25 protein-coding genes and 1 pseudogene are annotated in these 26,945 nt (G+C 69.1%); 22 read left to right on the plus strand and 4 right to left on the minus strand.

Translation table 11 applies throughout. The annotated features are described in order from the left end of the window. Positions 1-2 precede the first annotated feature (2 nt). The 17 genes from HV824_RS13960 (at position 3) to HV824_RS14040 (ending at position 18,533) form a co-directional block, all read left to right on the plus strand. Positions 3-1,415 (plus strand): sigma-54 dependent transcriptional regulator, encoded by a 1,413-nt coding sequence (locus HV824_RS13960; RefSeq protein ID WP_176419483.1) that lies wholly within the window; start codon positions 3-5, stop codon positions 1,413-1,415. 193 nt (positions 1,416-1,608) lie between these two features. Continuing rightward, positions 1,609-2,523, plus strand: coding sequence for a type II secretion system protein GspC (gspC, locus tag HV824_RS13965; RefSeq protein ID WP_176419484.1), 915 nt, complete (start codon positions 1,609-1,611; stop codon positions 2,521-2,523). Between the two features lie 25 nt (positions 2,524-2,548). Then, positions 2,549-5,119, plus strand: a complete 2,571-nt coding sequence (gspD, locus tag HV824_RS13970; protein ID WP_176419485.1) for a type II secretion system secretin GspD — start codon at positions 2,549-2,551, stop codon at positions 5,117-5,119. A gap of 5 nt (positions 5,120-5,124) precedes the next feature. Then, positions 5,125-6,942, plus strand: coding sequence for a type II secretion system ATPase GspE (gene gspE, locus HV824_RS13975; RefSeq protein ID WP_176419486.1), 1,818 nt, complete (start codon positions 5,125-5,127; stop codon positions 6,940-6,942). 40 nt (positions 6,943-6,982) lie between these two features. Continuing rightward, positions 6,983-8,239, plus strand: coding sequence for a type II secretion system inner membrane protein GspF (gene gspF / locus HV824_RS13980; protein WP_176419487.1), 1,257 nt, complete (start codon positions 6,983-6,985; stop codon positions 8,237-8,239). A gap of 11 nt (positions 8,240-8,250) precedes the next feature. Further along, the gene (locus HV824_RS13985; protein WP_176419488.1) at positions 8,251-8,406 is read left to right on the plus strand and encodes a hypothetical protein; all 156 of its coding nucleotides are present in this window, start codon (positions 8,251-8,253) and stop codon (positions 8,404-8,406) included. Positions 8,407-8,467: 61 nt separating this feature from the next. Continuing rightward, positions 8,468-8,890 (plus strand): type II secretion system major pseudopilin GspG, encoded by a 423-nt coding sequence (gspG, locus tag HV824_RS13990; RefSeq protein ID WP_176419489.1) that lies wholly within the window; start codon positions 8,468-8,470, stop codon positions 8,888-8,890. Positions 8,891-8,930: 40 nt separating this feature from the next. Continuing rightward, positions 8,931-9,380: a type II secretion system protein GspG gene (locus HV824_RS13995; RefSeq protein ID WP_176419490.1), complete on the plus strand. Its 450-nt coding sequence runs from the start codon at positions 8,931-8,933 to the stop codon at positions 9,378-9,380. Next, positions 9,377-10,099 carry a prepilin-type N-terminal cleavage/methylation domain-containing protein gene (locus tag HV824_RS14000; protein WP_176419491.1) on the plus strand — a complete coding sequence of 241 codons (723 nt, stop codon included), beginning with the start codon at positions 9,377-9,379 and terminating at the stop codon, positions 10,097-10,099. Before HV824_RS13995 ends, HV824_RS14000 begins: the two co-directional genes overlap by 4 nt. Next, positions 10,096-10,950, plus strand: coding sequence for a prepilin-type N-terminal cleavage/methylation domain-containing protein (locus tag HV824_RS14005; RefSeq protein ID WP_176419492.1), 855 nt, complete (start codon positions 10,096-10,098; stop codon positions 10,948-10,950). Before HV824_RS14000 ends, HV824_RS14005 begins: the two co-directional genes overlap by 4 nt. Then, complete coding sequence (locus tag HV824_RS14010) at positions 10,950-11,621, plus strand: type II secretion system protein GspJ (RefSeq protein ID WP_176419511.1); 672 nt, start codon at positions 10,950-10,952, stop codon at positions 11,619-11,621. Before HV824_RS14005 ends, HV824_RS14010 begins: the two co-directional genes overlap by 1 nt. A 3-nt stretch (positions 11,622-11,624) precedes the next feature. Beyond that, positions 11,625-12,995 (plus strand): general secretion pathway protein GspK, encoded by a 1,371-nt coding sequence (locus HV824_RS14015; protein ID WP_176419493.1) that lies wholly within the window; start codon positions 11,625-11,627, stop codon positions 12,993-12,995. A gap of 1 nt (position 12,996) precedes the next feature. Further along, on the plus strand, positions 12,997-14,598 hold the full coding sequence (gene pilM / locus HV824_RS14020) for a pilus assembly protein PilM (RefSeq protein ID WP_176419494.1): 1,602 nt from the start codon (positions 12,997-12,999) through the stop codon (positions 14,596-14,598). Positions 14,599-14,600: 2 nt separating this feature from the next. Beyond that, positions 14,601-15,158, plus strand: a complete 558-nt coding sequence (gspM, locus tag HV824_RS14025) for a type II secretion system protein GspM (protein ID WP_176419495.1) — start codon at positions 14,601-14,603, stop codon at positions 15,156-15,158. Positions 15,159-15,161: 3 nt separating this feature from the next. Continuing rightward, entirely contained in the window at positions 15,162-16,130 is a 969-nt protein-coding gene (gene gspN, locus HV824_RS14030; RefSeq protein ID WP_176419496.1) for a type II secretion system protein GspN, read from the plus strand. 97 nt (positions 16,131-16,227) lie between these two features. Then, positions 16,228-17,868, plus strand: a complete 1,641-nt coding sequence (locus HV824_RS14035) for a sigma 54-interacting transcriptional regulator (protein WP_176419497.1) — start codon at positions 16,228-16,230, stop codon at positions 17,866-17,868. Positions 17,869-18,029: 161 nt separating this feature from the next. Beyond that, positions 18,030-18,533 carry an RNA polymerase sigma factor gene (locus HV824_RS14040; RefSeq protein WP_176419498.1) on the plus strand — a complete coding sequence of 168 codons (504 nt, stop codon included), beginning with the start codon at positions 18,030-18,032 and terminating at the stop codon, positions 18,531-18,533. 12 nt (positions 18,534-18,545) lie between these two features. Here HV824_RS14040 and HV824_RS14045 read toward each other — a convergent pair whose 3' ends face one another. After that, positions 18,546-19,202 carry a hypothetical protein gene (locus HV824_RS14045; RefSeq protein WP_176423489.1) on the minus strand — a complete coding sequence of 219 codons (657 nt, stop codon included), beginning with the start codon at positions 19,200-19,202 and terminating at the stop codon, positions 18,546-18,548. Next, complete coding sequence (locus HV824_RS14050) at positions 19,202-21,379, minus strand: S46 family peptidase (RefSeq protein ID WP_176423490.1); 2,178 nt, start codon at positions 21,377-21,379, stop codon at positions 19,202-19,204. Before HV824_RS14050 ends, HV824_RS14045 begins: the two co-directional genes overlap by 1 nt. A gap of 247 nt (positions 21,380-21,626) precedes the next feature. Here HV824_RS14050 and HV824_RS14055 point away from each other — a divergent pair, with 247 nt between their 5' ends. Continuing rightward, the gene (locus HV824_RS14055; RefSeq protein WP_176423491.1) at positions 21,627-22,661 is read left to right on the plus strand and encodes a hypothetical protein; all 1,035 of its coding nucleotides are present in this window, start codon (positions 21,627-21,629) and stop codon (positions 22,659-22,661) included. Positions 22,662-22,760: 99 nt separating this feature from the next. Continuing rightward, positions 22,761-23,498: a M50 family metallopeptidase gene (locus tag HV824_RS14060; protein WP_176419502.1), complete on the plus strand. Its 738-nt coding sequence runs from the start codon at positions 22,761-22,763 to the stop codon at positions 23,496-23,498. 76 nt (positions 23,499-23,574) lie between these two features. On the opposite strand, the gene HV824_RS14065 is transcribed toward HV824_RS14060, so the two are convergent. Beyond that, entirely contained in the window at positions 23,575-24,165 is a 591-nt protein-coding gene (locus HV824_RS14065; RefSeq protein WP_176423492.1) for a hypothetical protein, read from the minus strand. A gap of 293 nt (positions 24,166-24,458) precedes the next feature. On the opposite strand from HV824_RS14065, the gene HV824_RS14070 reads away from it, so the two are divergent. The 3 genes from HV824_RS14070 (at position 24,459) to HV824_RS14080 (ending at position 26,514) form a co-directional block, all read left to right on the plus strand. Continuing rightward, positions 24,459-25,175 (plus strand): double-CXXCG motif protein, encoded by a 717-nt coding sequence (locus HV824_RS14070; RefSeq protein WP_176423493.1) that lies wholly within the window; start codon positions 24,459-24,461, stop codon positions 25,173-25,175. 179 nt (positions 25,176-25,354) lie between these two features. Then, a complete protein-coding gene (locus HV824_RS14075) occupies positions 25,355-26,287 on the plus strand; it encodes a VOC family protein (protein WP_176419504.1) in 933 nt (310 codons plus the stop codon). Positions 26,288-26,313: 26 nt separating this feature from the next. Continuing rightward, positions 26,314-26,514 (plus strand): hypothetical protein, encoded by a 201-nt coding sequence (locus tag HV824_RS14080; protein WP_176419468.1) that lies wholly within the window; start codon positions 26,314-26,316, stop codon positions 26,512-26,514. Positions 26,515-26,575: 61 nt separating this feature from the next. Here HV824_RS14080 and HV824_RS14085 read toward each other — a convergent pair. Further along, positions 26,576-26,945 (minus strand): annotated as a pseudogene (locus HV824_RS14085) (hypothetical protein); the annotation flags it as partial.

The raw sequence follows: 26,945 nt of genomic DNA on the forward strand, positions 1-26,945 counted from the left end.
ACATGACATCCCCCACGGTCCTGGTCGTCGACGACGACCGCGCGAACCTCGACTCGGTCGTCCGCATCTTCCAGCGCGAGGGCATGGCCACGCTGGCCGCCGCCAACGGCACGGAGGCGCTGGAGCTGCTGCGCCGGCCGGAGGTCGCCGCCATGGTGACCGACCTGATGATGCCCAACATGGACGGCCAGGAGCTGCTGCGCGCCGCGCGCGCCATCCGCCCGGACGTGGAGGTGGTGCTGATGACGGCCTACGGCACGGTGGAGACGGCCGTGGCGGCCATGAAGGACGGCGCCTACGACTTCATCACCAAGCCCCTCAAGCGCCACGCGCTGGTGAAGGCCATCCAGAAGGCGCTGGAGAAGCGGGCGCTGGTGGCGGAGAACCAGTCGCTCAAGGCGAAGCTGGCGGAGATGAGCGCGGCGGGCGGGCGCTCCATGGTGGGCCAGTCCCCCGCCTTCCGCGCCATGCTGGACACCATCCGCCAGGCGGCCCCCTCCACCGCCACGGTGCTGCTGCTGGGGGAGTCCGGCACGGGCAAGGAGCTGGCCGCGCGCTCCGTCCACGAGTTCTCCCAGCGGGTCCGTGGCCCCTTCGTCGCCGTCAACTGCGGCGCGCTGCCGGAGAACATCCTGGAGGCGGAGCTCTTCGGCGTGGAGCGCGGCGCCTTCACCGGCGCGGTGGCCCGGCGCGAGGGCCGCTTCGAGCGCGCCCACGGCGGCACCCTCTTCCTGGACGAAGTCGGGGAGATGCCGCTGCCCGCCCAGGTGAAGCTGCTCCGCGCGCTGGCCGAGGGCGAAATCGAGCGGCTGGGCGGCACGCAGACGGTGAAGGTGGACGTGCGCCTCGTCGCCGCCACCAACAAGGACCTGCAGAAGGAGGTGGCCGAGGGCCGCTTCCGCGAGGACCTCTACTACCGGCTCAACGTGGTGGAGCTTCGCGTGCCCGCGCTCGCCTCACGGCGCGAGGACATCCCCCTGCTGGCGGACGCCTTCCTGCGCCGCTTCGCCGCCAAGAATGGCAAGGTGCTGCGCGGCTTCTCGCAGGAGGCGCTGGGCGTGCTGGAGAACTACGCCTGGCCCGGCAACGTGCGCGAGCTGGAGCACGCGGTGGAGCGCGCGGTGGTGCTGGCGCGCGGCGAGGTGCTGGAGGCCAGCGACCTGCCCGAAGCCGTGCGAAAGGGCCCGCTGGGCTCGGCCGGACAGCTCGTCATCCCCATTGGCACGCCCATGGAGGAAATCGAGCGCCGGGTGATCCACGAGACGCTCCGTCACACCCGCGGAGACAAGACGCTGGCCGCACGGCTGCTGGGCATCGCCGCGCGGACCATCTACCGCAAGCTGGAGCGCGAGCAGTCCACCGGGGACGGCCCCGGCGCCGCGCCGCCAGGCCCCGACACCGACACCGACGACTGACAGGGCGTCACACCGCCCCCCGCCTGCCTTTGACAATTTGTCCGGCGGGGTTTCAGGGGCCACAGCGCGTGTCAGGGGCGCCTGCTATTCCGAAATAATTTCAAGTAGTTGGCCGTAGGTCCTGTCTTGCCCGCCTGGCCCGCGATGGCACCTGGCTTGCTCAATGAGGGCCCGGCTTTCTCCTGGAAGCGTGATGGAACTCTTCTTTCGAAAATACTTTTGGACGGTGAACCTGGTGTTCATCCTGCTCGTCGGAGTGCTGGCGGCGAGCACGGTGAACCTGTTCGTCGAGTCCGCCATCTCCCCCGTTCCCACCGGGGGGTCGTCCGCTCGCGCGCCTTCACAGCCGCGCCGCAGCGAGACGGCCATGGCGATGCTCGACCTGGACCGTCTGTCGCGGCTGACGGGCATCAGGCTGCCCGAGCCCGAGCCCGAGGTTCAGGAGCCCGGCGGCGCTTCCGCGGAGGTGGACCCCAACGCCGCGCCCGTGAAGAGCGGCCTGCGGGTGAAGCTGCTCGGCACGCTGGTGGCGAGCAACCCCGACTGGTCCTTCGCCTCCATCCTGGACATGACGACGCAGCGCTCGCAGACCTTCATGGTGGGCAACTCCCTGCAGGGTGCCACCGTGGAGGCCATCGAGCGCGAGCGCGTCATCATCATCAACGGCGGTCGGCGCGAGTTCATCGACGGCAACCCGGGTGACGGGGCCTTCGTGCCGCCCTCGCCTCCGGTGGCCCAGGCCAACACCGCGCCGCCTGGTGACGGCAGTGGCATCCGCGCCACCAGCGAGAATGAGTACGAGGTTCCGCGCGCGGAAATCGACAAGACGCTCAACAACCTCAACAGCGTCGCCATGCAGGCGCGCATCGTGCCCGCGTTCAAGGACGGTCAGGCGGTGGGCTTCAAGCTCTTCTCCATCCGTCCGGACTCCATCTACTCCAAGATTGGCGTCCAGAATGGCGACGTCATCCGTCGCATCAACGGATTCGACCTCAACAGCCCGGAGAAGGCGCTGGAGGTCTATTCGAAGATGAAAGACGCAGCCCGCATCGAGATCGAAATCGAGCGCAACGGTGCGCCGATCCGCAAGTCGTACAACGTCCGTTAATCACCTCCGCAGCGCCCGCTCCTCCATGAAGACGCTCCCGTCCTGGATGCTTTGCCTGTGCCTCGCGCTCGCCGTTCCCGCGCAGGCCCAGCGCCGCTCACCGCCCTCTGGCTCCGCCGGAGAGCGGACGATTTCCCCTCAAGGCCCTGGCTCCACCAACGCCGGTGAAGCCAACGCGGGTCCCCGCCGCACGCCCACGTGCGAGGAGGCCCGCCGCAATGCCCGTTACGGCATCTACTTCGACAAGGTGGAGATCGAAAAGCTGGTCCAGACGGTCGCGGACGCCACCTGCCGCACCTTCATCCTGCCGGAGAACGTGCGCGGGAAGATCTCCATCATCGGCCCGGAGAATGGCCGGGTGGAGGTCAACGCGGACGCCTTCTACTCCGCCTTCCTCGCCTCGCTCGACGCCAACGGGCTCGCCGTCTACCAGTACGGCCGGTTCATGAAGATCGTCGACAAGCGCTCGGCGAAGCAGAACCCCATCCCGACCATCATCGAGGACGGTGAGCCGTACACCACCAACGAGCAGATGGTGACCAAGCTGTTCCGCGTGCAGAACGTGGAGGTGGAGCCGCTGCGCGGCGTGCTCCAGCAGCTGGTGTCCAAGGACGGCGACACGATTCCGTATCCGCCCGACACCATCATCATCAACGACGTGGGCTCCAACATCCACCGCCTGGAGCGCATCATCCACCAGTTGGATACGCGCGCCGCCAGCGATGAGATGCGCATCATCCAGGTGCAGTACGCCTCCGCGCAGGACGTGGCCAACACGGTGCAGCGCCTCTTCGAGGCCAAGGGCGCCCGCCCCGGCCAGCCCGCCGCGCGCAACCTGCCTGCCGGCAGCCCCCAGGCCCAGGCGGCGGCGCAGGCGGCCCAGGGCGCTACGGGCGGTCCGGTGACGCTGTCGCAGATCATCCCGGACGAGCGCACCAACAAGCTCATCATCGTCGCCAGCCCCGCGGCCTTCGACCGCATCCAGGACATCGTCGGGCAGATTGACATCCCCACCAGCGGCGGCGGGCGCATCAACGTCTACTACCTGGAGAACGCCAACTCGGAGGAGCTGGCCAGCACGCTCCAGTCGCTGGCCCAGGGCACCGGCGGCACGCCCCAGCGAGGCCGCATGCCGATGCCGGCCCGCCCGCCGGGCGCGCCCGCCGCGACCACGACGCAGGCGGCGGAGCTGTTCAGCGGCGAGGTGAAGATTTCGGCCGACAAGGGCAGCAACTCGCTGGTCATCGTCGCCAGCGCGGCGGACTACAAGAACATCGTCCAGGTCATCCAGCAGCTCGACAAGCCGCGCCGCCAGGTGTTCGTGGAGGCCGTCATCATGGAGGTCAACCTGGACCGCAACGCGCGGTTCGGCATGAACCTGCACAGCGGCTTCAGCCTGAGCACGGAGAATGGCCCGGTGCCCGGCCTCATCGGCACCAACACCTCCGGCAACGGCCTGCCGCCGTCCCTGTCGCTCACCAGCCTGGCGTCCTACGGCGGCTTCCTCGCCGGCCTCCAGGGCCCCGTCATCCCCGCGCTGGAGAAGCTGGGCATCCCGGCCTTCGGCGTGGTGCTGCACGCCATGCAGCAGAGCTCGGATGTGAACGTGCTCTCCACGCCGCACATCCTCACCAGCGACAACGAGGAGGCGGAGATCACGGTGGGCCAGAACGTGCCCTTCCAGTCCGGCTTCAACCCGTCCTCGCTGGGCTCGCTCGGGGGCGGCGTGGGCACCGGCGGCGTCGCGGGTGGCCTGGGCGGCGGCCTGCTGGGCGGCCTGGGCGGCCTGGGGTCGCTCTACGCCCCCATCACCCGTCAGAACGTGGAGCTGAAGCTGACGGTGAAGCCGCAGATCAACGAGAGCGACTACATCCGCCTGGTCATCAACCAGCAGACGGAGGAGATCGCCTCCACCGACCCGGTGCTCGGCCCCACGACGTCCCGCCGCAGCGCGAAGACGACCGTCATCGCGCGCGACCAGGAGACGCTGGTGATTGGCGGCATCATGCAGGACCGCACCCTGGAGAGCGTGTCCAAGGTGCCGCTGTTGGGAGACATCCCGCTCCTGGGCCACCTGTTCCGCGACACGACGCGCCGCAAGACGAAGACGAACCTGCTGCTCTTCCTGACGCCCTACATCATCCGGGGGCCGGAGGACTTCCGCGTCATCTTCGAGCGCAAGATGAAGGAGCGGCAGCAGTTCGTGGAGCAGTTCTATGGCCAGGTGCCCGGCTACGACGTGGCGGTGGACTTCACCCGCAAGCCCGGTCCGCTGTCGCGCATGGGCCAGAAGGTGACGCAGGAGGAGCAGCGCGCGGAGAACGGCGGTCCGGGTGTATCCGGCGAGCGCATCATCGCCCCGACCCCTCCCCCGGGCAGCAGCCCGGGAGCCGTGCCCTCCACGCAGCGGCAGGCGCCTGTTGCCCCGGCGGAGGAAGGTGAACCGGCGGTGCGGGAAGGCATCCCGCCTCCGGATGGTTCGGAAGAACCAGTGCCCGCCCCGCAGAACTTCGAGCAGCCCCCGCCCGAGGCCATCCCGGTCCCCGAGGCGGGAGACGCCGAAAGCCTGCGCATCCAGCCGGAGGCGGGGGAATAGACGCCATGAACCCGACCGCCGACCCCATCCTCACCAGCGCCGCCTCCAGCGGCGCGGCTTCCCCGCGCAACGACGCCACGCAGCTCGTGGCGCACGGACAGGCCTACCTGTGTGGCCGCCCACTGGGGGAGATCCTGCGCGCCATCGTCCCCTCGCTCACCGCGGAGAAGCTCCAGGAGGCGCTCGCCGTCCAGGACGAGAAGGGGCAGCGCATTGGCGAGGCCCTGGTGGGGATGAAGGCGGTCTCCGAGGAGGACGTGGCCAAGGCCCTGGGGCACCAGCTGGACTTGCCCTACCTGGCGCGCATCTTCGCCGAAGAGGTGGACGCGGAGCTGGTCAAGCGCATCCCCATCAACTTCGCCAAGCAGTCGCGCATCCTCCCGCTGTCCCTGGAGGGGGACACGGTGGCGGTGGCGGTGGCCGACCCGCTGGACACCGCGGCGCTGGACCACGTGCGCGTGCTGCTGGGCCAGAGCGTCAGCCAGCGCATCGCGCTGGGCTCCACCATCACCGACGCCATCAACAGCGTCTACGACCGCTCCGTCAATGAGACGGAGCAGCTCGTGGACGAGATGGAAACGCAGGACCTGGACGCCATCGCCCATGAGCTGGACGAGCCCAAGGACCTGCTCGACGAGGACGACGAGGCGCCCGTCATCCGGCTGGTGAACTCCGTGCTGTTCCGCGCCGCCAAGGAGCGCGCCAGCGACATCCACATCGAGCCGATGGAGCGCGAGCTGCTGGTGCGCTTCCGCGTGGACGGTGTGCTGCAGGAGGTCATCAAGCCGCCCAAGCGCTACCAGAACGCCATCGTCAGCCGCGTGAAGGTCATGGGGCAGCTCAACATCGCGGAGAAGCGCCTGCCGCAGGACGGCCGCATCCGCATCAAGCTGGCCGGCCGCGACATCGACATCCGCCTGTCCACCATCCCCACGTCCTTCGGCGAGCGCATCGTCATGCGTCTGCTGGACAAGACGGCGACGCTGCTGGACCTGGCGGAGATCGGCATGAGCCAGAAGACGCTCGAGTCGATGGAAGCCGTCATCAAGCGCTCGCACGGCATCGTCCTGGTGACGGGCCCCACCGGCTCCGGCAAGACGACGACGCTCTACGGCGCGCTGTCCAAGATCAACACGCCCGACCTCAACATCCTCACCGTCGAGGACCCGGTCGAATACCAGCTCAAGGGCATTGGCCAGATGGCCATCAGCCCGAAGATTGGATTGACGTTCGCCCAGGGGCTGCGCTCCTTCCTCCGCCAGGACCCGGACGTCATCATGGTCGGCGAGATTCGCGACAAGGAGACGGCGGAGATCGCCATCCAGGCGTCGCTGACGGGCCACCTGGTGCTGTCCACGGTGCACACCAACGACGCCGCGGGCGCCGTGACGCGGCTGGTGGACATGGGCGTGGAGCCCTTCCTCGTGGCGTCCTCGCTCACCGGCATCCTGGCCCAGCGGCTGGTGCGCCGCGTGTGCCCGGACTGCCGCGTGCCCCACGAGCCCACGGACGCGGAGCTGAAGGAGCTGGGCCATTCAGTGGCCTCCTTCAAGCAGCGCTACGGCGTGGAACGCATCTTCAAGGCCACGGGTTGTCCCTCCTGCAACCGCAACGGCTACCGCGGGCGAACCGGCATCTACGAGTTCCTCCCCGTGGATGACGACGTGCGCCAACTGGTGCTGAAGAACGTGGACGCCTCCACCATCAAGCGGTCCGCCACGTCCAAGGGCATGACGACGCTGCTGGATGACGGCGCGCGGAAGATCGCCCTGGGCGAGACGACCATCGCCGAGGTGCTCAGCATCACCCAGGAGGACATGTAGCCGACAGCTCCTCCCTGGGAGGGGCCGGGGTTCCTGAACCATGCCGGTCTTCGAGTACAGAGGTCTCAATTCCGCGGGCAAGCAGATCAAGGGCCTGCTCGAGGCGGACTCACCCAAGACGCTGCGGTCCAAGCTGCGCGCCGACGGCATCTTCCTCACGGACGTGCTGGCCCAGGCCGAAGGCAGCCGGGCCGCCGTGTCCAAGGGCACCAACGCGGCGCTGGTGGCGCGCGACATCGACCTGCGCAAGCTGGGCCGGGGGCGCGTCAACACCGACGACGTAGCCATCTTCACCCGCCAGCTGTCCACGCTGCTGGGCGCGGGCGTCACGCTGGTGGAGTCGCTCAGCGCGCTGGTGGACCAGGTGGAGAAGGAGCGCTTCAAGCGCGCCCTCTCCGACATCAAGCAGCGCGTCAATGAAGGCTCGTCCCTGGCGGACGCCATGGGCCAGCACCCGAAAATCTTCCCCAGCATCTACGTGAACATGGTGCGCGCGGGCGAGGCCTCCGGCGCGCTGGACGCGGTGCTCACGCGCCTGGCGGACTTCACGGAGAACCAGGCCCGCCTGCAGCAGAAGATCCTCAGCACCATGCTCTACCCCGCCATCATGATGGTGGTGGGCGGCGGCATCCTCGTGGCCCTCATGGTCTTCGTGGTGCCGAAGGTGACGAAGATCTTCGAGACGATGAAGGCCACGCTGCCCCTGAGCACGCGCTTCCTCATCGCCTCCAGCAACTTCTTCCAGAGCTGGTGGTTCATCCTGCTGCCGGGCATGGCGCTGGGCGTGGTCCTCTTCATGCGCTGGACGCAGAGCCCGACGGGCAAGCCCAAGTGGGACCGCTTCACGCTCAAGGCCCCCGTGGTGGGCAACCTGGTGCGCCTGCTGTCCATCTCCCGCTTCGCCCGCACGCTGTCCACGCTGCTCAAGAGCGGCGTCCCGCTGCTGGCGGCCATGGACATCGTCAAGGCCATCATGACGAACACCGTCCTGGCGGAGGTCGTGGAGAAGGCCCGCGACTCCATCCGCGAGGGCGAGAGCATCGCCAACCCGCTGAAGCGCTCCGGGGAGTTCCCCCCGCTGGTGTACCACATGGTCGCCATTGGCGAGCGCTCCGGCCAGCTGGAGGAGATGCTCACCAGCGTGGCGGACAACTACGAGACGCAGGTGAACGTGCGCATCAGCGCCCTCACCTCGCTGCTGGAGCCCCTCCTCATCGTGGTGATGGGCGCGGTGATTGCATTCGTCGCGCTCTCCATCCTGATGCCGATTCTGCAGGTGAACTCGGCCATCCGGTGAGGTGTGGCGGAATGATGAACGACATGGCGGACCGTTGGATTCAACGCGTCACCCTGGCGGCCATGGTCGCCATGGCGGCGGCGCTGCTGACCGTGGGGGCCCGGCTGTATGGTCCCCAGCAGCCGCGCCCGCCCGCCGGGGCGGCGGACAGCGCCCGGACGCCCTGACAAGAAGACACGACGACACCAGGGTGGACTGCCAGAAAGTCACCCGGGATGGAGAGCAGACATGCGCCAGAGCCAGAAGCAGCAGAAGAAGCAGCGCCGCAACCGCGGCATGACGCTCATCGAAATCATGGTGGTCATCACCATCCTCGGGCTCATCGCCGCGGCGGTGGGCGTGGCCGTCATCCCGCAGCTGGAGGCGGCCCGTAGAGACCGCGCCGCGCTGGACATCAAGAACATCCAGGGCGCGATGAAGCTCTACTACACGAAGAAGGGGAAGTACCCGGACACGGCCTCCGGCCTGCAGGCGCTGGTGGAGGTGCAGGCGCTGGAGCAGATGCCCAAGGACCCCTGGAACAACGACTACGTCTACATCAACGAGGGCGGCAAGCCGGTCATCATCTCCTACGGCGCGGACGGCGCCTCCGGCGGTGAGGGCAGCGACGCGGACATCTCGTCCGCGGACACGGCCACCGCGAACAAGTAACGAACAAGTCGCGCGCGCCACGCGTTGACAGGGCTTGGGCATGAAAGAGCACGACGCCATTCCATCCCCGACGCCCTCGCACGAGGGGCCGGACCGCCGCCGGCTCCTGGGGCGGATGCTCCTCGCGTTCGTCTTCGTGGCGGCCACGGGGCTCGCCTTCACGCTCGTCTATGTGACGGAGGACCGGACGCTGGACGCAAGCCAGCGCCGGGCGCGCACGGACATCCGCAAGCTGGAGGGCATGTTCAAGTCCCACCACCGGCTGATGGGCCGCTTCCCCACCAAGACCGAAGGCTTCACCCCGCTCATCCAGGCCCGGCTCCTGGACCGCGTGCCGGAGGACCCCTGGGGCCACCCTTACGTGTACTGGATGGACGGCTCCACGGGCGCCGTCATCTCCTACGGCGCGGACGGCAAGCCGGGCGGAACGGGGCCTGACGCGGACCTGAGCAGTGGCGGTGTGCTGGCCGCCGGTTGGGGGGAGCCATGACGAAGCGGAGCCACCGCCACCAGCGTGGCCTGACGCTCATCGAAATCTCCATCGCCATCATCATCGTCGCGATGCTGTTCTCCGCGGCGGTGATGGGCATTGGCTCCATCACCGGCGCCAAGGCCAAGGGCAGCGCGGGCGAGCTGGCGGGCCTCATCCGCTCGCTCTATGACTCCGCGGCGCTGCGCGGGCAGACGTGCCGGCTCGTCTTCGAGATTCCCGACCCCAAGAGCGAGCAGGCCACGCGCTATCACGCTGAATGCGCGGAGGGCGCCGTCACCACCGCGAGAGACCGCGACGAGACGCTGCGCGCGGAGAACAGCGAGCGCGAGCGCGCCGCGCGCAACCGGGGCAGCGGCAGCGGCCGTGACGAGCGGCGCAACTACCTGGGCGGCGGCAGCGGGACGAACGCCCCCAGCGCGCAGGAACTGCTGGAGGGTGAGCAGCTGCGCGTGGAGAACGCGGCCCGCTTCTCCTCCTACACGTCCGAAGAGGTCCCCGCGCGGGAGCTGCCCGCGGACGTCAAGGTCTCCGTGTGGACGCGCAACCAGCGTCAGCCGGTGGAGAACGGCGTGGCGTACCTCTACTTCTTCCCGCAGGGCTACACGGAGAAGGCCTACGTCTACGTGCAGCAGGGAGACAACGTCTGGACGCTGGACGTGTCACCGCTCACCGGCAAGGTGCAGATTGTCGCCGAGGCGCTGGAGGTGCCGCGATGAAGCGCGCTCAGGGCTTCACGCTGCTGGAGGTGGTGGTGGCGCTCGCCATCCTCGGGCTGGCGCTGATGGCCATCTTCGACCTCAACGCGGGCGCGGTGTCCAACCACGTCTACACCAAGCGCCTCACCGTGGCGTCGCTGCTGGCCCGGTCGAAGATGACGGACCTGGAGCAGGACCTCTACGACGACGGCTTCAGCCTGGACGACCAGGAGGAGTCCGGGGACTTCTCCGATGAAGGCTGGAACCAGTTCAAGTGGCGCGCGCGCATCATCGCGCCCAAGACGGACGGCGTGACGCCGGACCAGCTCATTGGCGCCATCTTCAACCTGCCCATTGGCGACAGCGGCGGCGGTGATGACCCGCTGTCCGGACTGGCGGGCCTCTTCGGAGGCGCCGCCGGCGGCACGGACGGCGCGTCCTCCGGCGGGCCCCAGGCCGCGGGCCTGGGCGGCATGGGCGGCGCGGCCATGGGCATGGCCCAGCCCATGTTCACGCAGATGGTGGAGCAGATCACCCAGACGGTCCGCGAGGTGCATCTCACCGTCTACTGGCAGGAAGGCACGCAGGTGGAGAGCATCGACCTGGTGACGCACGTCGTGTCGCTCGGGCCGGGCTCGGACCGCAACGGCGGCGCCGCCGCGGCCCAGGGCGGAGGCTCCGACAACCAGTGGGTGACGCAGGACGGGCGGCCCGTGGCCAACCCCATCCCCGGCCCCAACGGCATCATGCTGGACCCGGCGACGCGGCAGCCGCTGCGCCGCCTGGGTGACGCCCAGCAGGACCTGGGCCGCCGCGGCGGCAACATGGGCAGCAACCCGCTGATGCCGGGCGGCCCCCGGGGGGTGCAATGATGCGGCGTCGCATGCGCGGGTTCACGTTGATGGAGGTCATGGTGGCCGTCGCCATCACCGCCCTCATGGGCACGGTGGTGGCCATGGCCTTCCAGACGGGCCTGACGGCGAAGGAGACGGTGGAGGTGGACGCGGACCGCTACCGGCAGGTCCGCGTGGCCATGAACCGCATGGCGCGCGAGATTGGCTCGGCCTACGTGAGCGACCGCTACGACTCCACCCGCTTCCGGGACCAGAACGACCGGCCCACCAACTTCGTGGGGGAGCGTGGCAAGCTGCTGCTCACCACCTTCGCGCACCAGCGCCTCTACACGGACGTGAAGGAGTCCGACCAGGCCATCGTCGAGTACTTCGTGGAGGCGTCGGAGGACCGGGAGGCCCGCGGCCGGCAGGACCTCAAGCGGCGCGTCAACCCGAACATCGACGAGCGCATGGAGCAGGGCGGCCACGTGGACGTGCTCTTCGAAGGCGTGAAGGAGCTGGAGTTCGCCTACTGGGATTCGGAGAAGAAGGAGTGGGACGACGAGTGGGACACGCGGCGCACCGAGCGCAAGGCGATTCTTCCCACCCGGGTGCGCGTGACGCTGACGGCGGTGGACGAAACCGGCAAGGAGGCCCGTTACGTCACCCAGGCCCGAATCATGCTCAACACGGAGCTGCCGAGGTACTGAGCCATGCCCCTGCCCTTCTTCCAGCGGCCGCCCCGGCGGCGACAAAGGCCCCTGCCCCGCCCGGCTCGGCGTGAGCGGCGCTCGCGCGGCGTGGCGCTCATCATCGCCATCGTCTCCATCGCCATCCTGACGGTGATTGCCACCGACTTCGCCTACAACAGCCGGGTGGACCTGCAGCTGGCGGCCAACCAGCGGGACGAAGTGCGCGCCTACTATCTGGCGCGCTCGGGCATCTCCCTGTCGCGGCTGCTGCTGCGCTTCCAGAAGCAGGTGGACCAGACGCCCATCCCCAACCCGGCGGCCATCCTGGGGCAGCTGGGCATTGGCGGCACGCCGCAGGCCGGGCAGGTGCAGCCCTCCTCGCTCAACATCCAGCTCTTCAAGATGGCGCGCGTGGACTGCCACATGCTCCGCGGGCTGGTGAAGAACGACGGCGCGGGCGGCGGAGAGCTGTCCGCGCTGGAGCCCGAGCAGGACGACAACTTCAAGCTGGATGACGAGGACGCGGACCCGGCGGCGCGCGAGGTGGCCTCGGAGATGACCATGCGCTCGTTCGGCGGCTTCGAGGGCTGCTTCCTGGCCACCATCACCGACGAGGAAGAGAAGCTCAACGTCCACCGCCTCATCGCGGGCGCCGGCGACGCGCGGCCCACGGCGCTGCGGCTCATGGACATGATGGCGGACCCGCGCTTCGAGTTCCTCTGGGAGCGGGATGACGCCAACAACGTGCGCAGCACGCCCCAGGACGTCCTCCTGGCCCTCAAGGACTGGGCGGACGACGACCGGACAGGCTCGGCCTTCAACCCGGTGGACCCGGTGAATCCGCTGCCGGGCGGGTTCTCGGATGAAGGCGCGTCCTACAGCCGTTATGAACCCAGCTATCAGCCCAAGAACGCGCGCTTCGACAGCGTGGACGAGCTGTACCGGGTCCACGGCGTCAACGACCAGTTCATGTCGGCGTTCCGGGACCGCCTCACCGTCTTTCCGGACATCAACCGCCGGCCCAACATCAACACCGATGACCCGGTGATGATGGGGCTGGCCATCATGTCGGTGGCGGACCAGACGCGGCCGGACCCGCGCCTGAGAGATCCGGTGTTCCTCAACGAGCTCATCGAACGGGTGCGCGCCGCGCGCATGTTCAGCTTCTTCGGGATGTCCGTGCAGGACTTCGTCGCGGTGGTGGAAGCGGCGGGCATCCTGGTGGACCCGGCCGTGAAGTCCAACGTCGCGGGCAACCGGCTCGTGGGCGACAAGAGTCAGACCTTCACCATCAAATCTGTGGGAGAAGCGGGCAGCGTGCAGAAGACGCTGACCGCCGTCATCCGGCTCGACGACACCCTGGGCCGGCTCCTGTATTGGAGAGAGGAATAGCATGGCCCGTATCCTTGGCCTGGACCTCGGCAGTCACGCCGTGAAGGGCGTGGTGCTGGAGGCGAAGACGAAGACGCACACCACCCATGGGTTCGCCGAGGTCCGGCGTGCCCAGGAGGGCGAGCGCGCCGACACGCTGCGAGCCGCCGTGCAGGAGCTGCTGGGCCAGCTCCCGCCGGGCAACGTGGACCAGATTGTCGTCGCCCTGCCCGGCCCCGCGCTCACCACGCACGCGCTGAGCCTGCCCTTCTCCGACGCCCGGCGCGTCGAGGCGACGCTGCCCTTCGAAATCGGCAGCCAGCTGCCCTTCGACATCTCCGACGTCGTCTACGACTACCAGGTCGTGGGTTTGAAGGACGGCGAAGGCAAGGACAAGGCCAGCGACCTGCTGGTGGGCGTGGTGCGCAAGGAGGAGCTGACGGCGCTGCTGGCGCTGCTGGCCGAGCTGAAGGTGGACCCGCGCATCGTCACGCACCCGGGCCTGGCCTACCAGAACCTGTTCCAGCAGCACCCGGGCCTCTTCCAGGGCACGGGTGAAGGCGGCGCGGTGGCGGTGGTGGACATCGGCCATGAGCGCACCACCGTGTCGGTGGGCAAGCCCGGGGAGGGCGTCCAGTTCGCGCGCACCTTCTCCGGTGGCGGCAAGGACTTGAGCAAGGCGCTGGCGACGGAGTTCCAGACGTCGCTGGCGGAGGCGCACCACTGGAAGGAGCAGCACGGCGCGGTGGCCAGCGCGGCCCAGGGCCCGGACGCGGAGCGCGCGGCGGCGGCCTTCGTGCGCGGCCTGCAGCCGCTGCTGCGCGAGCTGCGCCCCACCCTCAAGGCCTTCACGGCCCGCAGCCGTCAGCAGGTGGGCGCGGTGGTGCTGTGCGGCGGCACGGCGAAGCTGCCGGGCCTCGCCGAGCAGCTCTCCCGGGACTTGAACCTGCCGGTGCGGGTGCTGGCGCTGCCCGCGGACGCAAAGCCGATTCCCGAGGCGGAGCAGCCCGTGGCGGCCCAGGCGTACTCGCTGGCCCTGCGCGGCAACGCGGCGGGCGTGCGCGCGCCGCGCTTCAACCTCCGCCGGGGCGAGTTCGCCTTCAAGGGCGACTTCGACTACGTGAAGGACAAGCTGGGACTCCTGGCGTCCTTCGCGGCCACGCTCATCCTGCTGCTCATCGCGTTCGGCGTGGTGCGCAACTCGGTGCTGGCGCGGCGCGAGGCGCAGGTGGACGCCGTGCTGTGTGACACCACCCAGCGAATCCTGGGCCGGTGCGAGAAGGACTACAACCGCGCGCTCAACATGCTCGCGGGCGTGGAGAGCCCGGCGGCGGCGCTGCCCCGGCTGACGGCGGTCAACCTCCTGGCGGAGGTGACGGGGCGCGTGCCGGACGACATGCCGGTGAAGTTCACCCGCATCCAGATTGACCTGGGCCGCGTCATCCTCGAGGGCGAAACGGACTCCTCGAAGCAGATAGACACGCTGTCCAACGCCATCAAGGGCCACGACTGCTTCAAGGACGTCCGGCAGGGCAAGGTGGAGAAGACCCGGGACGGCAGCAAGATGTCCTTCCGCCTGGACGTGCAGGTGCAATGCCCTGGTGAGCAGGGAGGAGAGAGCTGACCATGGCCAAGCTTCAGGAAGTCTTCGCCCCCATCCAGACGTGGTTCGAGCGGCTCAGCGAGCGCGAGCGCCGCATGGTGTCCATCGCCGGCGCGGCGGTGCTGGTGTTCGTCCTGTTCGCCGTGGTGATGACGTTCACGAACAGCGCGTCCGGGTACCGCAAGCGCACCGAGGAGAAGCTGACCAAGCTGCAGGAGGTGAACACGCTGGCCGCCAGCTTCCGCGAGGCGCAGGCCAACCGTCAGTCGGTGGAGCAGCAGCTCACGTCCAACAACGTGCAGCTCATCAGCTACATCGAGGACAAGGCGACGCTGGCCGGTCTCCAGGTGCCCAACATGACGCCCAAGGGCGAGGTGGGCATCGGCGACGGAAAAATCGTGGAGAGCGCCGTGGAGCTGACCTTCACGGACGTGGACCTGCGCAAGCTGACCGACTTCCTGCAGACGGTGGAGAGCGGTCCAGGCGTGGTGAAGGTGAAGCTGTTGCGCATCGAGCCGCGGCCCGCGTCGGACACGCTGACGGCGTGGACCACTGTCGCCACCTACCGGATGAAGCCCTGACCCATGTCCTCTGACTCCAAAGCCGCCCGCTGGAAGATTCTCCTCGGCTACGCCGCGTTCGCGGTGGTGGCCTTCGTCGTGGGCCTGCTCATCACCTTCCCATACGACGCCATCCGCAAGCGGCTGGTCAGCGAAGCGGCCCAGGCGGGGCTCGCGGTGCGCATCGGCTCGCTGCGGCCCGGCCTGGCGGGCATCACCGCCACCAACGTGCGCGTGAGCAAGCCGCCCCAGCCGCTGAGCGCGGACACGGTGGCGTCGCTCGCGCAGGGCGAAGGCATGCTGGGCGCCGCGGAGCTGGGCGAGCCGCTGGTGCTGGAGAGCGTGGCGCTGCGCCCCGCCCTCTTCCCGCCGGGCGTCGCGATGCGCGCCAGCGTCATGGGCGGCACGCTGAGCGCCTCCGTGGGACTGCTGGGTGACACGCGCGTCAAGGTGACGGCGGACGGGCTCCAGGCCTCCGGCGGCAACCTGCCGGCCTTCACCGGCCTGGACCTGGACGGCGAACTGAACGCAGCCCTGTCGCTGACGATGCCCAAGAGCGGCGCGCAGGCGGACCTGTCCCAGGCCGACGGCGAGCTGACGCTGGACACCCGGAACATGGTCATCAAGGGCGGCAAGGTGGCCATCCCCATGGGCGGCGGCACGGCGGTGCCCATGGACCTGCCGCAAATCGACCTGGGCGCGCTCACCGGACGCATCCAGTTCGTCAAGGGCCTGGGCACGGTGGAGTCGCTGCGCCTGAAGAGCAACGAGCTGGAGGCCCTGGCCACCGGAACGCTGAAGCTGGGCAAGCGGCTGGAGTACAGCGAGCCCGGCATGGATGTGAATATCAAGCTGGACCCGGAGTTCCAGAAGCGGCTGGGCCTGGTGGGCGCTGGCGTCACCATCCTCCCGCCGGACAAGAAGGACCCCAGCTTCCGCGCCGCACGGCTCGGCGGCTTCCTCAACCGGCCGACGTTCCTCCCGCGGCGCTGACGACCGCCTCCTTGGCGTGCCTGCCGGGGCGCGGGGTTGAAAGCGGAACGCCAGGGCGTGTAAAGCGCTCACGGGCTGGACTGCACAGAGGGCTGGGATGCCGGAGCTGGTGTTCTTTCGTCGTGGCGAGGAGGTGTTGCGGGTGGGGGTGGACCGGGCACGGCTGGTGCTTGGTCGCGGCGAGCAGAGCGACGTCGCCATTCCCGACCCCGAGGTGAGCCGCCTCCAGGTAGCCCTGCTGTGGGACGGCGAGCGCTGCCGGGTGGAGGACTTGTCCGGCAAGGGCACCACCGTCGCCGGCCAGTCCATCACCCACGGCGAGCTGCCGGACGGCGCGGACCTGGCGCTGGGCCAGTGGCGCGCGGTGTTCCGCATCAGCGGCGGCAGCGAGGGCGCGGACGTCACCACCGAGGTCGGCCACACGACGTCCGTCCAGTCCCGCGACGCGCAGGCCCCACGCTGGCAGCCCGCGCAGGTGCGGGTGAAGCAGGGCCTCAACGAGTCCGTCCACCGCTTCACGGGTGACGGCTTCACGGCGGGCAAGGACGCCAGCTGCGACCTGGTGCTCCAGGACCGCTTCGCATCCAGCCGGCACCTGAAGGTGACCCGCCGCGACGGCGTCTTCCACGTCGTGGACTTGCGCTCCACCAACGGGACGTGGCTGGGCCCGGCGCGCATCTTCGAGGCGGAGGTCCCGCTGCCCACCGTGCTGCGCGTGGGTGAGACGGAGCTGGTGCTGGAGCCCGCCGCGCCCACCTCGCGCAAGGAGCCCACGGCCTTCCACGGCATCATCGGCGGCGATCCATCCGTGCGGCAGCTGGCGGAGCTGATTGAGCGGGTGGCCCCGTCCTCCGCGGCGGTGACGATTCTGGGCGAGTCCGGCACCGGCAAGGAGCTGGTGGCCCGCGCCATCCACGCCTGCTCGCAGCGGGCGAACCGGCCGCTGGTGCCCGTCAACTGCGCGGCCATCTCCAAGGAGCTCATCGAGAGCGAGCTCTTCGGCCATGAGAAGGGCGCCTTCACCGGCGCCCTGGGCGCGCGCAAGGGCGCCTTCGAAGAGGCCGACGGCGGCACGCTCTTCCTGGATGAGATTGGCGAGCTGCCGCTGGACTTGCAGGCCAAGCTGCTGCGCGCGCTGGAAGGCGGCGAAATCAAGCGCGTGGGCGCCAGCCGTCCGCAGACGGTGGACGTTCGCGTGGTGGCCGCCACCAACAGGGACTTGCTGGCGGCGGCGCGCGAGGGCCGCTTCCGCGAGGACCTGTACTACCGGCTCTGCGTCATCCCCCTGCACCTGCCGCCGCTGCGCAGCCGCAAGGCGGACCTGGGCGCGCTGGCGGAGCACTTCGTGCGCACCTACGCCCCGCGTGGCCAGTCCGTGCGCTTCACGCCCGCGGCCCTGGAGCGGCTCCAGCACCACGCGTGGCCGGGCAACATCCGCGAGCTGCGCAACGTGGTGCACCGCGCGCTGCTGCTGCGCAAGGGGCCCCTCATCGACGCGGGGGACATCTCCTTCGACCAGGAGCTGAACCGCGAGACGGGCATCGCCGTGCCGGAGCTGCCGCCGGGGATGACGCTGGAGCAGATGCTGGAGAAGCTGGAGCGACAAATCGTCGAGGCGGCGCTGCGGCGGTACAACAACAACCGCGAGCGCGTGGCCCGCGAGCTGGGCGTGGCCCGCTCCACCCTCTTCAAGCGGCTGAAGGACTGGGGCCTCACGAAGCAGGACGAGCAGGAGTAGCCGCTGTCTTCCAGGGAGGTGGGGGTGTCCGCGGATGGACGCCCCCGCCCGGAAGACTGTGTCCCACGGTGCATGGCCCCGGAGGGCGATAGACCCTTCTGGCGGCTCGTTCGTTCCTTGTCCTGTTACGTCCATCCCGGCGTGTCAGGAGAGCACCCGTCATGCACGCATACGCGCTTCCGCCGCTGTCCGAGTTGTATACCGAGCACCGTCCTCGCGCGCTGGCCATTGCCCGACGCATCGTCGGTGACACCGCCGACGCGGAAGACGTGGTGCAGGACGTCTTCGCCCGGCTCGCCCGCCGCGCCCCCGGCTACGGCGGCCGCGCGGCGTGGAGCACCTGGCTGCACCGGGTCATGGTGAACAGCAGCATCAACTGGCTGCGGGCGCGCAAGCGCCGGGACAGGCTGAGCCACGATGTCCAGGAGCCCCTGTCCCCGGAAGCCCTCGCCGTGGGCGCGGAGATGGAGCGCCACTTCGGTGAGGCGCTGGAGGACATCAACGAGCAGCAGCGACAGGTGCTGTACCTGCGCGAGGTGCGCGGGCTGAGCTACCCGGAAATCGCCCGACTGCTGCGCATCCCCGAAGGCACGGTGAAGAGCACGCTCCACCGCGCCCGCCAGCGCACGCTCTGCCTGATGGAGGAGCGCGGCCAGCAGCCCTGAGCGGGGACGGGCTCAGTCCTCGCTCTTCGAGCCGACGAACTGGTCCGTCTTCTCCTTGAAGAGGACGTTGAAGCTGGTGAGCGAGCCGTAGACGCGGGTGATGTAGCTCTGCAGCTCCACCTTCTCCGCGTCAGACAGCTTCGGGTGCGCGTTGAGCTTCTGCTCCAGCACCCGGAGCCTGTCTCGCACCATGACGACCTTGTGGAACAGGTTGTCGATGGGCAGGTCCTTGGGCTGCAGCTCGGTGTTGGCGGGCACCAGCCGCATCGTGCCGCCCTCCCACTTGTTGGCCAGGGGCGGCGAGTCCAGCAAGCCAGACGCCTCCCGGAAGATGTCCATCAGCTCTTCACGCGTCATGCTCAACCCTTCCAGGTCCACCACGTCGTTGGGGTCCGCGCGGCGCCGGACCACCACCGGCGCCACGCTGCGCGCGGTCCGCTCGCGCGCGGGTGCAGCCGCCAGGGGGGCCGCGCTCCCCCGGGGCGTGTACTTGTCGCAGATGGGCGCGGACGGGGGAAAGTTGCCCCGCCACGAGTGCAGCCGGCATGCGCCCACCCAGCCCCGGCGCTCATCCACCGACTGCGGGCTGAACAGCTTGCAGTTGCCACACACGCGCTCTTCCGGCTTGAAGACCGGAAAAGGAAGCGAGCCGTCCCCCGCGTCCGACATCAGCGCGTCTCCCTCGCCACCGGCGGGCCCTTGCGCACGCCCAGCTCGCGCAGCAGCACGTCCGCGTCCTCCACCTGGTCCAGCATCCAGAGGATGTAGCGCACGTCCACGTTGACGTTGCGAGCCACGTCCGGGTTGTAGCCGAAGTCGTTGGCCACGTTCTCCCAGACGCGGTCGAAGTTGACGCCCACCAGCTGGCCCTTGCCGTTGACGGTGGGGCTTCCGGAGTTGCCGCCGGTGGTGTCCGCGTCCGACAGGAAGTTCACCGGGACGTCCTTGAGCTTCTTGTCCTGCCACGCGCCGAAGCGCTTCGCCTCGGCGACCTTGGAGACCTTCTCCGGGACGTCGAAGGGCTCCTCGCCGGTGTGCTTGGCCAGCATGCCCGACAGCGTCGTCTGCGGCGTGTAGATGGCGCCATCCCGCGGCGCGTAGCCCCGCACCTTGGCGAAGCTCACGCGCAGGGTGCTGTTGGCGTCGGGGGCCACCGGCTTGCCCGCGTGCGCCAGCACCGCCTTGCGCCACTCCGGCCGCAGCCGCAGCGAGGCGCCCTGGCGCCGGTCCTTCACCTCGTCGAGCGCGGCCTGCTCCCTGGCCAGGTCCAGGCCGAACGCGAGCAGCGGGTCCTTGCGCGCCTCGAGCTGGCCCACCGACTCGGTGGCCATCTTCAGGCGCTCGTCCAGCTTCAGCACCTGGGTGCCCGCGTACATGGCGTCAATCTTCGCCAGGACGGCCTTCTCAGAGAACGTCTTGCCGAAGTGCTTGTCCACCGCGGCGATGCGCTCGTCGGCGCCCAGCGCCTGCGCGCGGCGCACGAAGGCCAGCAGCAGCTGGCGCTCGGCGGGGAGGAACAGGTTCTTCTGTTCACGCTCCAGCCGGTCCTTGATGCGGACGTGCTCGCGCTCCATGTACTCCGGGCGGCGCTCCAGGTCCGGCCTGGCGCGCTCCGCGGCCAGCCGCGACACCGTCACCGCCAGGGCCGGGGCCCGCGCCAGGCGCGACGACGCGGCCAGGAGGAACTCACGCTCGAAGGCCTTCGAGATGGCGGAGAGCTCGACGAGCAGCGCGGCCCGCGCGTCCAGCGCCGGCTGCCACTTCGCGCCCGCCTTCTTCGCCCACACCGCGACGGCGGCCTCCGCCTCGCGCTGCTTCTCCACGATGCGGCCCCGCTTCAGGCCCGCGAGCTGACCGCCCGAGTTCTTGTAGACGTTGTGCAGGCCCTTGAGCTGCGAGGCGACGGCGATGCTGCCCGCGGGGTCCTTCTCCCCTTCCGCCTCCAGGATGCGGATGGCCTCGCCGAACACGTCGCGCATGCGCGGGTAGAGGCGCGACTGGCGCTCGGCCATCTCCTCCGCGAGCAGCGCGCGGTACGTCATGCCCGGGTAGCCCAGCACCATGACGAAGTCGTCGGGCTTCACGCCCTGGGTGGCCAGCGGGAAGAAGAACTCCGCCTTGTAGGGGACGTTCTTGTCGCTGTACGGCGCGGAGGCGCCGTCCGGCGCGGTGTACGCGCGGAGGATGGCGAAGTCACCGGTGTGGCGCGGCCACATCCAGTTGTCCTCCTCGCCGCCGTACTCGCCCACCGCGCGCGGCGGCGCGTAGACGAGCCGCACGTCGGTGAGCTCCACCGCGTCCACCAGCGTGTAGTTGACGCCGCCATCAAACGTCGCCACCTGGCAGCGGGTGGCGGGGCGCTTCTCGCACTCGGCGACCAGCTCCTTCTGCTTCCGCTCGATGGCCTTGTAGCGGGTGATGTCATCCGCGTTCGCGGGCACCGCGGCGAGCACCGTCTTCGTCACGTCGGTGAAGCTGCGGGGCACCTGGACGCGGGAGCCCTTGCCGGGCAGCTCGTCCTCGCGCTTGGAGGCGAGGAAGCCCTGGGTGATGAGGTCGCGCTGCGGCGTGCTGTGCTCCTGGATGACGCCGAAGGCACAGTGGTGGTTGGTGATGACCAGGCCCGAGGCGGCGATGAACGCGCCCGAGCACCCACCGACGTTCACCGCGCCCGCCAGCAGGCCGGTGCCACGCTTCGGGTCCCAGAGCTTCTTGGGGGAGACCTGGAGGCCCTGGGCGCGCAACCACGCCGGGTCCAGCTCCAGGACCTGCTGGGGAGTCCACTTGCCTTCCCCGGCCAGAGCGGGGGCAGCCACGAGCGACAGGAGGAGGAGCGTCTTCTTCATGGTATCCCTCCCTACTCCGTCCGGCGCCCGCAAGCGACTCCCTTTGCCGTGACGCTTCGCGGCCTGGAGACCGGGCTTTCTCGTGGAAGGCGCACCCGGACGAGGCGGCCTCTGCGCAGTGGCCTTCGCCGAGGGGCGGAGGTCGCCAGGCCTGTTCACGGGCAGCACCGCGCCACCACGTCCCCGTTTCGCGCAACTTCCGGACGCCTCCCGGGTTCACAGGACATTCCCCCGGAGGAATCACCCCATGAAGCACGACAGAAGGAAGACGCTCATCTCCGCGCGCGGGCTGCTGGCCCTGGGCCTCATCGGCTGTGGCACCGCCGAGGACGCCGTCGCCCCCCTCACCGATGCGCCCCCGGGCACCTCCCGCGCGGCCCTCACGGTGTACGAGCAGGCCGCGCTGGACACGGCCAACGCTTCCGCGAGCTGCGCGCCGCTCGGGAACTTCTACTGGGAGCTTGGCGATGGCGCGGGGCCGCTCTATGGAATCCCGCGAGGCAGCGGCGTGTCGGCCACGACGGTGATGCCCATCGCGTCCGCGAGCAAGTGGCTGTACGCGGGCGCCTACGTGCAGTCGAAGGGGTACGCCAACCTCACCCCGGATGAGAAGAAGCGCCTCAACTTCACCAGCGGCTACATCGACGGGAACACCACCTTGTGTGGGGACGCCGGGACGCGCGTCTCGGATTGCTACGGCCCCGCCTACAAGGACGTCTCCTACCGCCCGCTTCAGGATGGCCGGTATTTCTATAACGGAGGCCACATGCAGAAGCTGGCCCTGGACGATATCGGCGCGAGACGGGGCACGGGCGTGTTGAGCGTCATGGACTGGCTCAACGCCCGGCTGGGCACCACCCTGCCGGAGTCCGACAGCGACGTCGCTCCGGCCGGAGGCTTCTCGGGCAGCGCGGCGCACTACCGCGTCTTCCTGATGAAGCTGCTCAACGGGCAGTACGCGCTGTCCTCCAAGCTGACCGCGGATGCCGTCCCCGCCTGGCAGGGGGGCCCCGGCGTGTCCTTCACGCCGTGGACGGCGGGCACGGCGTATTACGGGCTCGGGCATTGGATTGAGGGAGAGACTGTCAATGGCGCGTGGACGGTGACGGGCCACTCCTCAGCGGGAGCGTTCGGCTTCTATCCCTGGGTGAACGCCGCCGGGAACCGGTACATGCTCCTGGCCCGCAGTCGCCAGCTCGGCGCGAATGGAGAGGGCGAGAAGTCACGCGCCTGCGCCCAGGCCATCCGCGAGGCCTACGAGTCGGGCGTGCCGCAGCCGTAGCCGCCGCGCGTCCGCGCATGCCCCGGCCTCCCCGTCCCCCGCTCGGGCCCCTGACGCGGTAGTGTCACGTGTTGGGGTGTTCCAGGAAGGGAGCGACCGATGCGGACCGCCAGCGGTGCACAGCTCGATTTCGGCCGGTTGGCCCTGCTCGTCCTCATGCTGGGGGTGGGCTGGTACTTCTGGGATTCGCCCGCCCTGTGGCCCATGAAGGTGCTGGTGGTGATGATGCATGAGAGCGGGCACGCGCTGGCGTCCTTGCTCGTGGGGGGCTCGGTGGACCGCATCCACCTGGCCGCCAACGAGTCGGGCTCCTGCCTGTCCCGCCTGCCGCCGGGGCTGTTCGCCAGGGTGGCGGTCTACTCCGGGGGATACCTGGGCAGCGCGGTGGCCGGCGCGGGGCTGCTGCTGGCCACCTTCCGCTTCCGGCTCCGCCGCTGGGTGCTGGGCGCCGCCAGCGTGTGGCTCACCGTCATGGGCGTGCTGTACGCGGGGGACGGCTTCACCCTGCTCTTCTGCCTGGGCACCGCCGTGGTGCTCGCGCTGGGCGCGAAGTTCCTGCCGGATGGCGCGGTGGACGCGCTGAACCTGTTCATCGCGGCCTTCACGGCGCTGTATGCGCTGTTCGATTTGCGCTCGGACTTGTGGAACAGCGAGGTGCGCTCGCAGAGTGACGCGGCGCTCCTGGCGGACCTCACCTACGTGCCCGCGGTGGTGTGGGCGGCGCTGTGGTCGCTGCTCGCCATCGTCCTGCTGGCGGTGGCGGCGTACACGTCCCTGCACGCCAGGCCCAAGGGGCTCCAGATGCCCCCCGTCACGACGCGGGCGCGTCGGGTGTAGCGGCACCACTTGCGACTGGAATGTTCATGGTGAGAGCCAGCAGACGCCTCAGTCCACAAGCACAAGCAACTCAATTTCACAATTCACTCGCTCGGCGCATCTGTTCTTTGAGCTGCTCGGATTCCAGCGCACGTTTCAACATGACGCTACTGTAGTGGACGACGAGAGCGAAACTGCCCTGATAGGAGGGCGATGACACAAGATTGATAGTGGACTCAGCCGTCTCCCAAACTGATCGACCCCAGAACGGACTCCCCGCCAACCTGTCGAGCGCCTTGTCTTCCCGCATTTCCCGCGCTTCATCGCGAATGGCCTCTGCAGTCGACTCTTCGCGGTCGTCCCCTGCGATTAGGCGTGCACTGTCACGGAATCCCCTTCCGATTTCTCGTGCTGCCCTACCAGCCGCCCTCGACTCCAATGCCTTGTCTGTCGATTCCTCCTGCATTGGTTCCCCGTACTTCAAAGCGAGCAAATGGCGCAGGTCCGCATAGCTTCCTCGGCCATCCGCACCTTCAAAAAACAAAACATCTACCATTGCAAGACGGCCACCAGCAAAACGGTACATTACCTGCGCTCTGCGTTCGGCAACTGTAGCTTCGGATGAAATGCTCCCATCAGGAAGGCGCATGGCGGATGTCACCGTGCTGAGAACCTCTTCCTGATTCATTCCCCATCGGACAGCCTGAAAACCTTCCTGGCTCCTCCATGCAGGCCCAGCTGCATTCATTGCCCGAATTGCATCCCGTCGGTGAACAGCCCGACTCGGAGCACTTGTGCACCCAATTAGGAACCCGAGAGGGATGGCGAAGAGTCGAAATGCGAGCATGGAGCAACTCTCGGGCGTACGCGAAGCACTCGTCAAGTCAGTGAGATGAAGGGGCAACTACGGCAAGGACCGCTTCATCCTCACAGAGGTTTGACATCCTACCTCCCTTCGCTGCCAAATGACCTGAACGGACAATGCGGTGCTTCTGGATACGCAAGGAGCGGACGCCGGCATTCACCGGCAGCTTCGATGCCACGCACAAGTGGCGTCTGCCCGGCGTGCAGTGCCACGCCTGTGGCGTGACGTGGGGTGGAGCCGGGCACCAGTACCCCTCGGTGGACCTTTCTCACCTGCCTGAGCGGTCGCGCTTCGTGCGCCCCTGGCCTGTTCCCGTTTCGGAACTCGCGCAACTGAGAGAGTGGGTTCGCCCCTGGGTGCCCTCCGGCGTGCAACTTCCGCCGGGCACGCAACTGGGGCCTCTTGAGGGCACTGCCTCTGGGAGATTCGGCCCACTGACGTCACAGGGGGACATTCTGTGGCTCGTGCGGCGAGATGCTCTCGAGCGCCTCCAGGTTCAAGGCATCAGGGGGCTGCTTGGCTGCAAAACGGAATTGCGGTTCCGCCAGAAGGAGCCCCCGGAGTTGCTGGAACTCCAAATCGAACCTCGCGGCCGACTTCATCCGGACTGCCTTCCATCGGACCTTGCTCCGCCATGCGACGCCTGCGGCCGGGTCGCGCTTCGATTGCCGGACGAGCCCCTTCTTGACGCAGCATCCCTGCCCGTCGACTGCGATGTCTTCCGCGTCGGTGACTACGCCACCGTCATCGTTTGCACCGAACGGTTCATGGAGACCGTGCGCCAGCTCGGTTTGGAAGGAATGGCGTTTCGCGAGCTTCCCACGCGCGGATGACGCTGGAGTCCGCCGCCGTTCAGATGTAGCGCCCGAGGGCCAGACGGCGTCACGCCGGACACAGCGGCCCCACCCACAATCGCACGCATGCGTCCCGTGGGTTGTCGCGCGAAGGCCGCCGCCTCATATCGAGGCCTCCAGCCCGCGAGCGGCCTTGGGCCGCGGCACGAGGAGAGACGATGAGATTTCCTGGCACGTGGCGCGCGAGGCTTCGCGGTGGACTCCTGCTGGCCAGCGTGTGCGCCGTGGGAGGCACGCTCGTCACCCAGGGCGGCTGCGCGTCCACGCCCGACAGCGCGGTCCGCGCGGCCATCCCCCTGTCGCCCACCCCGCTCTACGGCAAGTTCGTCTGGCACGACCTCGTCACCGACAACCCCGCCGCCGCGAAGCGCTTCTATGGCGACCTGTTCGGCTGGGAGTTCGTGGACATCCGAGGCGGCCGCCGCCCCTACTCCCTCATCCGCGCCCAGGGGCGCTGGATTGGCGGCATCGTCCATCCGGCGAACGCGGCCGAGAGACGCGAAGGCGCGCTGTGGCTCGGCTACCTCTCCGTGCCCGACGTGGACCGCGCCGTCACCGAGGTGAGCGCCCGCGGCGGCAAGGCGCTCGATGGCCCCATCGACGTGCGGAACATCGGCCGGGCCGCCGTGGTCTCCGACCCGCAAGGCGCGGCGGTGGGCTTCGTGCGCTCCCAGCCCGGTGACCCGGCCGACACGGGCGTGCCCGATGAGGGCCAGTTCTTGTGGATGGAGTACCTGGCCCAGGACCCCGTCGCCGCGGCGGGCTTCTACAAGGAGCTCCTGGGCTACGAGGTCCGCGAACGCCCACTCGGCGGCGGGCCGCACTACGTCCTCGCCCAGGGACCGCATCCCCGAGGCGGCGTGCTGGCCAACCCGGTGAAGGGTGCGCGCCCCAACTGGCTCACCTATATCCGCGTGAAGGACCCCGCCGCGCTCGCCGCACGGGCCCAGGCCCTGGGGGGCCGCGTGTTGCTGGCCCCATGCCCGGAAGCGCGGGGCGGCTCGCTCGCGCTCATCGCCGACCCGAGCGGCGCGGTGCTCGCGCTCCAGCGCTACCCCTTCGAGACGTCCAACTCCGCAACGGCGCCGTGATGCGCCACCCTCGAGGAGAACCCCACATGCGTCTGCGCCGACACACATCCCCCCGCTCGCTGTCCTGGGCCGTCCTGATGGCCGGTGCCCTCCTCACGTCCGGCTGCACGGAGCAGCCCGCGGGCGTCGGACTCGGCTTCACCACACCGTCGCCCTGGAACGCGGCGCCGCAAATGGAAATCACGACCACCTGGAACGGCGGTCCGATGTACTGGACGTCGCCCTGAAGACTGCCTCCCCGGAGGCGGGCGGCGGACCTCACCGTCGCGCCTCCGGGGAGACGTCGCATCACGCCTGCGGGGCGTGCACGCCGTTGGACAGCTCGTTGCGGACGACCTCGGAGACGCGCTCGCGGACCATCTCGCCCACGCGCTCGCGGACGTCGGCGCTCACGCTCTCACGCACCGCGCTCGCGATGCGCTCGGGGTCGACGGCGCCACCACCGCTGTGCTGCATCTGCGGCGTGGACGGACCGGCGCGCATCGCCTCACCGAGCGCGGAGCGGACGGCCTCGGGGAGCTGCGAGCGGAGCGCCGAGTCCAGCTCCGAGCGCATGCTGCTGATGAGCCGCTCACGCAGCGAATCCGCCAGGCGGCCGCGGATGGCGTCCGCCAGCCGCGGCCGCCTGGCGGATTCGCTGCGTGAGCGGCTCATCAGC

Origin of the sequence: Myxococcus sp. AM009, from assembly GCF_013372605.1 — a bacterium.
In the GTDB taxonomy this organism is placed as follows: Bacteria; Myxococcota; Myxococcia; order Myxococcales; family Myxococcaceae; genus Myxococcus; species Myxococcus vastator.